We start from the raw sequence: 9,299 nt of genomic DNA on the forward strand, positions 1-9,299 counted from the left end.
TAGGCATAGAAAAATCCCCTTAAAGTTAACAGATGAATTATAGTTTTTCATCTGTCAACCTTAAGGGGACTATAGCAGTGTCATTATGTGACGTCCTTTCTTATATTTGCAGGAAATTAAAGAGGCGGTAGCTGAGCCGCAAGCCAAATGTTTTATCAGGATTGCTGAAGTCGATTTCAATCAAATCTTGAATCTTGGCCAATCGTTTAGATAAGCTGTTGCGATGGAGGTGGAGTTTGTCAGCAGTCGTCCCGATATGACTGTTGTTTTCCAAGAAAGCGTGTAATGTTTCAAACAATTCCGTGTGATGTGCAGAGTCGTATTTTTTCAAAAAAATCAACTGCGTACACATCGTATTCTTGAGGAGCGTGGTATTTTTTACCTGAGACAGAATGATGTAGATGTTGTATTTTTGTGTTGAATTGACAACGTCGGTTGACCCTAAATCATGCGCAATCTGTTCAGCCTGGCGACAAATTTGGCGGAATTCTTGGCTTTTGGCAATGTCGGTGAAGGCCTCCGAAACGAAAAACGTTTGCGCAAATTGTTGCCCCAATTGCATCAGTTGCGGACGGATGGTTGGGAGGTCAGTGGCGTGTAAGAGAAACGATAACCCTTGATGATTATCTTCGGCGAGTGGTAGCGGTGCTACCAGGTCCTGCAATGCGGCGACAAACTGTGGCTGGTTGGAGGTTTGGGGTGTCGTTGTGACCATCACCAATGGCCCCGTTACCAAGGGGTGGAGCAAATTGACGTTGGTTGTTGGGTGAGCTAATAGCTTGGCAAAGACGCTGTTGACTTCACTTTGATTGGGATTTAGGGCATAGCGGTCAATGAAGTGATTGATCACACGGATACCGAGTTGAATCTGACTTACGTCCAGGGGATGTTCCTGAGATTGTGAGACGAAGAGGTACCACCGGTTGAGTGCCTGCGGATTGATGACGTGACGGCTAAATTCGGCGTGATTGTGAGGGGAGAGAGTTTGGTCCTGACGGGAATCTAACCACGTGGCCGAGACTTTAGCTACTTCTGATTGGCCTTGGCTGATAATGGCATCGTGCTCATCAATGATCAGGACGGCTTGATTCAGGTAATTTGCTAGCAGTGTCGTGAGTTGGTCGATCGTGGTACACGCAATTGATTTCAGTAAAAATGTTTCGGTCTGCAAGATTGTCCCTCCAGTATGCAACATGCACACTAATATTTTTGAATGGTGGCTATTTTCTACTTTTAATCGCCTTGATGCCAGTGTAGGGGCGATTTATGTCGGGAATCAGCTTAGCATTAAGTGGGCAACTTGTCCATAGAGATTGTTTCGGTACGATTTGGTGAGGGCATAGTTTGGCGATAGACAAAAAGATGGGTGACCCCTTGAGAGGAGTCACTCATCTTTTTCGTTATTTTATAAATTTCGGGTGACAAATGACCGCTGGATTTCGTTAGTAAGAGTAGCGGGTCATTTTACCACAGGCACCATTGCCAAGTGACACAGTGGTACCAGACAAATTGAATCTGGACTTTATGGAATGAAGGGCAGTAGCCCCAAGACTTCTTAGCATTTGGTACTTGGAGCTTGGCAGCAGGCATCTTATCGTTCAGTGTGAAGGTAAGGTGACGGCTAGATAGCCGATAGCCGCGTGGGGCCTTAGTTTCAACAAAGTAGTAACTGCCATACTTCAGGTTACCAACTGTGAGTTCACCACGGTAGTCAGTCGTGACATCACTCTTAACGAGCTTGCCAGCAGCTGTGTAGAGGTTGAAGTGGGCGTTGGCTAAACGTTTGCAGCCCCACTGGTCCGTCTTGATCAGTGTGACATTACCCTTAGCAGCTTGTTCGTCGCCGTTACCTTCACCGTTACCACCCCAGGCAATCGTACCGTGGACGGTTTTGTTCAAAGCAACGCTACCGTTCGTAGCAGTCAATGTGGCCGCGTTAGACCAGTGGCTGTCGCTAGGAACACCGGTGATACTAGTCTGGTAGTTCAGGTTGACCTTCTTTGACACGTGGCCAAACTTCATGGTAATCGTATTACCGTTAACCGTGACGTCAGGAGCAGGGACGTTGCCGTCGACTTTGATAGAGCCGGGAACGTAAGTCTGGTCGCTGCCCAAGGTATCAGTCAGCGTAACGTTTGTTAAGTCCTTGTTGTCGGGATTGAAGGCGATATTCCAGTTGGCCGTTGTTGGATGGCCATCTTTGATCGTCGTGTTCGTGAGCCAACCGACCTTATTGATGAGCCAGTTAGTATTGTCAGTGTTGACGTGTTTCCCATTTGCGGCGAGCTGTAAAGTACCTTGGCGGGCCGTGTTGTGGGTAACGAGGTAGTCGTTAAACGTGATAGTCCCGGATTGACTGCCTTTTTGAATGGTAAACGTCCCAATCTTGGCCTGAGACTTAGCGTCGGTCAAATCAAATGAGTAGTCGTAGCTAGAGGCAACGTTGGCTGGCAAGGAAACCGTCGCTGTATCACCTTTAGCAAGTTTAGTCGTGTCGTTGATCGACCATTTGTAGTGAACCTGGTAGGCACTGTATTTGTCGAGATTACCGGTCGTAGATTGCGTGACACCTTGGTCGTTCGTAATGGTGGCGTCCGCAGCGCCGAGACCATTGACTGAGACAGTGTTGGCGCTAGCTTGTGTGTGGCCGACAAAGAGGGCCAGTAACACGCTAGCAATCAACAAAAATACACGCCGCCAGTTGCGGTTGGAAAAAGTATTCGTGAGCATAGTTGTCATTCCCCGTTATGTAATTTTTAAAACTGTGACGGATGATCCAAAACTTTCGTGCACTGAAAATTTAGATCGAAGGTGATTTGACGGTATACCTGTTACACACCTTAATTGAATTGTAACACAATTCAACAAAATTGTAATGGGGGTAATCTACCTATGACGTGAAATGTTTAGAAGGGTAGTGAAAAATAAACTCTTTGACAATTAAATCGCAAGCTAGACAATCGCCGACCTGGTACCTATCTGACTACTTAGCGGATAATCGAGCTAACCGATTTTTGATTGACGGATCTTACCTGGAAAATGCCTAACCGAATAGTTGAGTTCAATACCAATGAAGTTCACAGGGTAACCGATAGGAATGATTCATTTACTGTCAGCGCTTACAATCTATGCTACGATGGGCATATAGGTAATTCAAGAAGGGAGTAGATCAGATGTCAATCATCGTAAATCAACAACAGTTTCACTTGCAAACGGATCACAGCAGCTACATATTCCACGTCATGGCCAATGGCGAATTGGGCCAGCTCTATTATGGACCACGGTTACATGATCAGGCGACGTATCCCGAATTAATGGTTCGAGAACACCATGAGGCGATGCCAGCTTGGCGGTTGGATACGCCCGACTTTCAGCCAGAAACTTTGAAACAGGAGTTTGCGAGTCTGGGTAAGGGTGATTACCGGGACCCGGCTTTTCAAATCACGGAGCCAGATGGCAGTCGCGTCAGTGAATTCAGCTACCAGGATTTTCGGATTGTTGACGGCAAATCTCGACTGAAGGGGTTGCCATCGACCTTTGATGATGAGCATGACGATGCCCAGACGCTGGTGATCTCACTGGTAGATGCTGTGACGCAAGTTGTTCTGGAACTGAGCTATGCGGTCTTTCCACATCAAGATGTGATTGTCCGGAGCGCTAAATTTCAGAATCAGGGTCAAGCGACAGTTAAGCTGGACCGGGCGTTGAGTAGTCAGTTAGATTTGCCAGATGCCGATTATGACCTACTCCAGTTCTCCGGAACCTGGACGCGGGAACGTCATTTAGTCCGGACACCGCTGCGGAGCGGTATCCAAAGTGTCGGGAGTCTGCGGGGGGCTTCCAGTCATCAACAGAACCCAGCCATGATTCTGGCCCGACCACAAACAACGGATGATCAGGGGGCGGCAATGGGCTTCAACCTGGTCTATTCCGGAAACTTCTTGGATCAAGTGGAAGTCGACGCCTTTAACACGGCAAGAGTTCTAGTCGGCATCAACCCGACGGAATTCGACTGGCAATTACCAGCAGGACAATCCTTCCAGACGCCAGAAGCCGTCCTGAGTTATACGGGAGCCGGCTTGAACCAGTTGAGTCAGCAGATGGGTGATTTCTACCAGCATCACCTGGTCAATCCCCACTTTGCCCAACAGCAGCGTCCCGTGTTGGTAAACAACTGGGAAGGCACCTACTTTGATTTCAATGAAGATAAGTTGGTGGCGATTGCTGAGGATGCCCATGAGTTGGGGATTGAGATGTTTGTCCTAGACGATGGCTGGTTTGGTCATCGAGATGATGATACGACCTCACTGGGTGATTGGGATGTCTATCAAGAGAAGCTACCAAACGGTATGGCGCACCTGGCTGAACGGGTTCACGGCTTGAAGATGCAGTTCGGTCTTTGGTTTGAACCGGAAATGATTTCCATCGACAGTCAGCTATACCGGACGCATCCGGAATGGACGATCAAGACGCCTAAGCGACAGATGACGCCAGGCCGGAACCAGTTTGTCCTGGATATGGCCAACCCGGATGTTGTGGACTTCCTCTATGGTAAAATCAGTGGCTTGATTGAAACTGCTCACTTGGATTACATCAAATGGGACATGAATCGGAACATTACGGAGGCGTACAGTCCGACTTTACCGGCTGATCAGCAGGGAAAATTTCTTCATCGCTACATGTTAGGCGTTTACGACCTGTATGCTCGGTTGATTGCGGCATATCCAATGGTTCTGTTTGAATCCTGTGCTTCCGGTGGTGGTCGTTTTGATCTGGGGATGATGGCGTACGCACCACAAGCCTGGACAAGTGATGATACTGATGCCGTTGAACGGTTGAAGATTCAATTTGGCACGTCCTACGGTTATCCGCAAGCGATGATGGGGGCTCACGTGTCGGCGGTGCCGAACGACCAGACTGGGCGAATCACGCCGATTGAGACTCGAGCGGCGGTGGCTTACTTTGGTGACCTGGGCTATGAACTGGATGTGACTAAATGCTCTGCCGATGAGAAGGCGGCAATCAAGCAGCAAGTCGCGTTCTATAAGGCCCACAGAGAATTGTTCCAGCAAGGGAAATTCTACCGCATTGACAACCCATTTACTGGGGATGGCAACGTGGGTAGCTGGCAGGTCGTTAGTGATGATCAACGACACGCCATCGCGGCACGTTATCAGATTCTCAATCATCCGAACCCAGCTTATACGCGTCTTTACCTGCGGGGGTTGGCGCCAGATCAACGGTATCGCCTCAATGGTGGGCAACACATCTACTTTGGTGATGAATTGATGCATGCGGGGGTCTTCGTACCACACTTGTTGGAGAGCACACAGGGGGTTGAGCAGTCGGCCGACTTTAGTGCCTTCTTAGTGGTCATTGACGCAGTGGAAGCGTGATTCGTGCTGTATAATGGCTTTTAAATCCAAGGATTTAGGAGGCCAGCAACATGAAAATATTAGTGACTGGATTTGATCCCTTCAACGGTGAGCCGACGAATCCGTCCATTGAGGCGGTCAAGCGACTACCAGACACGATTGCTGACGCAGAAATTGTGAAAGTGACAGTGCCGACTATCTTTGTTCGGAGCGCGGCGCTGGTTCGCCAGGCGATTTTGGATGAGCAACCCGACGTGGTGTTGAGTATTGGCCAGGCTGGTGGGCGGTCGGCCATCACGCCAGAACTGGTGGCGATTAATCTGAATGATGCGCGGGTCACCGATAATGCGGGGCTCCAGCCGGTGGATGAACCGATTCAACCGGACGGCCCCACGGCGTATTTCACGCAGTTACCAGTAAAGGAAATGGTCGACGCCATGCACGAGGTGGGCGTCCCCGCTGCTGTCTCAACGACGGCTGGCACATTTGTTTGCAATCACTTGATGTATCAGGTGCAGTACCAACGGGCCAAGGAGTTTCCGTGGTTGGCGGCGGGTTTCATGCACATTCCGTATCTGCCAAGTCAGGTGATTGATAAGCCTGGCATGCCATCAATGGCATTGGCTGATGTGGTCCGGGGTATCACAGCGGCCATCACAGCCTTGGTGAAGGGCATCAAGGCTGTGGACGATGGGTCATCGAATGAGTAAAATGAAAAATGGCGATTTTCTCTTACTGAGGAAGTCGCCATTTTTAATTAGGCTCGTTATTAAAGAGTTGTGGCGCCACACCGTTTTGATAGCGTTTGGGTACCGGAAATGGTGGAAGTGTTTTATAATTAATTTAATTATAAGGATTTGGAAATGGAGGAATTATTATGCAGAAATATGCTGCAGAGTTTTTCGGAACATTTATGCTAGTCTTCTTAGGGACTGGAGCGGTCACCGTTGCAGCTGGCAGCACCTTGACGATTGGCTTAGCCTTTGGGTTGGCAATCACGGTGTCGGCGTACGCGTTCGGTGGCATTTCCGGGGGCCATTTTAACCCGGCTGTGACGACGGCGATGTTGATCAACCGGCGAATTGGTGCCAAGGATGCCTTGGGTTACGTGGTGGCTCAGGTGCTTGGTGCGACGGTGGCTTCAGCGTTCATCAAGCTTTTCGTAGGTGGTCTGGGTTTGGCAACGAACCAATTGGGCCAAACGGACTTTCCAAAGATTTCAACGGGAATGGCCTTCTTGGTTGAAGCGTTAGTGACCTTCTTGTTCTTACTGGTAATCTTGAACGTCACGAGCGACCGGCATGGTAATGGTGACTTTGCGGGTGTCACGATTGGGGTGACGCTGGCGTTCTTGATCATTGTGGCCTTGAACCTGACTGGTGGTTCGTTGAACCCAGCGCGGTCATTTGGACCAGCTATTTTCGCTGGTGGGAGTGCACTGTCACACCTGTGGTTATACATTTTGGCACCAGAAGTTGGCGCCATCTTGGCGGCATTTGTTGGCCGTTTAATGGGTAGCGAAGATTAAGTTAGAAATTAACAAAACTAGCTAGGCTCTGAAGAGGAGCCCAGCTAGTTTTTTTGATTAATCGGTGATTTCGTGAACGCGAAAGTTGACGATTTTGGTGATGAGGTCAGTGGGTAGCGGTTGGTCGTAGGGAAGCTGAATGGCGCCCTTGGACGTGTGATAGGCCACTAATTCATTGGCAAAGTGGGCGATGGGTGATGCCGTGGGGTAAAGGCCTAGGTGATGTTTGGCGGCAGCAAAATAAATGACGGGTTTGCCATCGACGTAGAAGGCAGGCATGCCGTAGCTGAATCGTTCGGTGGCTGTGGGGAGCAGTGCTTGGAGCAGATGATAGAGCTCGGTTAGTTGGGCTTGGTGTTCTGGGGCGACTTTTTCGGTTAGGTAGGCGGGGATGGGGGACATGGTGGGTGGGCTCCTTTAAAAAAATATCAGGCTGAGTTGATTAGTAGCTTTAAATGTGTTCTATACTTCTAGTATAATTGCAGAATGGACGTAAATTTAGAAAATGTCAACTGGACATTTGGGGGAAATACATATGAAATCTTTTGTTAATATTCCACAGCCATCACGCTTCAGAATTGGAGAATTATTTAGTGACAATAATTTTGTAGTACCTGTTTATCAACGTAACTATGCTTGGGGAAAAAATGAAGTTGATGATTTTTGGGATGATCTAAAGGATTTGGTAAATGGTGAAAGAAGTAGCCATTTCTTTGGTCAAATTGTGACTTATAAAAATAAACAAGAAGATCAAGAAATTATTGATGGACAGCAGCGTTTAACAACGAGCACGATTTTTATGTCGGTAATCAGAGACATTGCAGAGGAAATGTATGATAGTAATTTTCGAGGTAATAACAAGGATATTAACTTAGATAGTGGCGATGATTTACGGGATATTCGTAAGCAAGTTGAAAAAGCTATTCGGGGAAAAAAAGGAACGAAGCCTTCGTTAACTGTTCAGCAGGTTTCAGAATCTGGAGAAAGCCAACCACTACAAGACTTCTTTTTCGACCTAACAAATGGTAATCGCAAAGCACGTGAAGGTCGTGTTACATCAGAACCAATGCAAAATATGCAAGCGGCTTATCATGATATGGATCGTGAAATTCGTGATATGTTAAAAACTGAAAATACGTTAGGTGCCAGAATTGATAAACTACAAGCAATCTTTGACTTGTTTGTAGGAAACTTTTATATCGTGATGATTTCAGCTCCAAGCTTACAGGATGCGTTTACTATTTTTGAAACATTGAATAGTCGTGGAAAAGACCTTAAAGCATCAGATATTATTAAAAATCATGTGATGTCATTGATGGGCAATGATATAGCCGATGCTAATCAGTTGTGGAGTAGTATTACTGATCGGTTAGATAATAATAGTAATAGAATTACTCGTTTTATTCGGACCTGTTGGGCAGCACAACACCGAATTGTATCCGAAGCAAAACTATATCGCGCAGTAAGTGATCGTGTTAGGGACGCCAATCAGGCTAAAGTTTTTCTTGAAAATCTTGATAATTTAGTGGCCTTGTACACGGTTTTAGAGTCACCGGTTACACCAAAGGCTCACGCTATTTTTTTTGAGAATGAAGGAATCACGCAACGTTTGGATATTCTATCAAGAATGCGAGTGATGCTTTATTATCCAATTGTAATGGCAATGTATCACTGCGGTTATGCAGAGAGAGATATCTTAAAAGTTGTTAATAAAGTTTTATCTATCTTTATTCGCCATCGAACGATTATTAACGATGGGACTAATAAACTGGAGACTGGATTTTCAGACATCGCAAAAAATATTTGGTCATTAGAATACAATGGCGTAAATGATATTATTAATTCGATGAATGATAAATTGTTAAAGTCTGATGAAGCAACAAAGGCTTCATTTAGTGTGCTGAGTAAAGATGGCGGTTTACGGGGAGCCAAGAAATGGACGTTGGTTTATTTGTTGGCAGAATTGTATGAAGTACACTATGGTGATCTTGCTGATGATTTGTATGATAGGGTTTTTGATGATGATAGATATCGTCTAGTTCAGATTGGTACAAGTGGTGAAGTGGGAGAATATCAAACGTATATTGGAAATTGGACAATTTTGGAAAAAGGGTTAGTTAAATCTGAGTTTAAAGAGTTGGGTCAGCTGGTAGATCAGTTAAAAAAATCAAGTCTAAAAGCCAATCAACAATTGTCTATTCAATTGCAAAATAGGGAATGGGGAATAAATGAAATAAAAGAACGTCAGGAAACCTTGACGAACGATGTTGTACTTATCTGGTAAATAAAAGCACCACTAATTGCCAATGGTATTGGTAGTGCTATAGTCCCCTTAAGGTTGACAGATGAAAAACTATAATTCATCTGTTAACTTTAAGGGGATTTTTCTATGCCTA

Annotated in this window: 7 protein-coding genes; 4 read left to right on the plus strand and 3 right to left on the minus strand. The window is 46.3% G+C overall.

What is annotated here, in order from left to right:
* Positions 1-100: 100 nt before the first annotated feature.
* A complete protein-coding gene (locus EKM87_RS11965; RefSeq protein ID WP_164506504.1) occupies positions 101-1,171 on the minus strand; it encodes a helix-turn-helix domain-containing protein in 1,071 nt (356 codons plus the stop codon).
* Positions 1,172-1,464: 293 nt separating this feature from the next.
* Complete coding sequence (locus EKM87_RS11970) at positions 1,465-2,730, minus strand: SpaA isopeptide-forming pilin-related protein (protein ID WP_164506505.1); 1,266 nt, start codon at positions 2,728-2,730, stop codon at positions 1,465-1,467.
* Between the two features lie 443 nt (positions 2,731-3,173).
* Here EKM87_RS11970 and EKM87_RS11975 point away from each other — a divergent pair, with 443 nt between their 5' ends.
* From EKM87_RS11975 to EKM87_RS11985, 3 genes are all read left to right on the plus strand, one after another.
* Positions 3,174-5,396, plus strand: a complete 2,223-nt coding sequence (locus tag EKM87_RS11975; protein WP_125684980.1) for an alpha-galactosidase — start codon at positions 3,174-3,176, stop codon at positions 5,394-5,396.
* A gap of 50 nt (positions 5,397-5,446) precedes the next feature.
* Positions 5,447-6,085, plus strand: coding sequence for a pyroglutamyl-peptidase I (pcp, locus tag EKM87_RS11980; RefSeq protein WP_125684982.1), 639 nt, complete (start codon positions 5,447-5,449; stop codon positions 6,083-6,085).
* Between the two features lie 167 nt (positions 6,086-6,252).
* Entirely contained in the window at positions 6,253-6,903 is a 651-nt protein-coding gene (locus tag EKM87_RS11985) for an MIP/aquaporin family protein (RefSeq protein WP_125684984.1), read from the plus strand.
* A 57-nt stretch (positions 6,904-6,960) separates the two neighbouring features.
* On the opposite strand, the gene EKM87_RS11990 is transcribed toward EKM87_RS11985, so the two are convergent.
* Positions 6,961-7,305: an iron chaperone gene (locus EKM87_RS11990; RefSeq protein WP_125684986.1), complete on the minus strand. Its 345-nt coding sequence runs from the start codon at positions 7,303-7,305 to the stop codon at positions 6,961-6,963.
* A 133-nt stretch (positions 7,306-7,438) separates the two neighbouring features.
* Here EKM87_RS11990 and EKM87_RS11995 point away from each other — a divergent pair, with 133 nt between their 5' ends.
* Positions 7,439-9,187 carry a DUF262 domain-containing protein gene (locus EKM87_RS11995; protein ID WP_125684988.1) on the plus strand — a complete coding sequence of 583 codons (1,749 nt, stop codon included), beginning with the start codon at positions 7,439-7,441 and terminating at the stop codon, positions 9,185-9,187.
* The last annotated feature ends 112 nt before the right edge of the window (positions 9,188-9,299 follow it).

This window comes from Levilactobacillus yonginensis, from assembly GCF_003946265.1.
Classification (GTDB): Bacteria; Bacillota; Bacilli; order Lactobacillales; family Lactobacillaceae; genus Levilactobacillus; species Levilactobacillus yonginensis.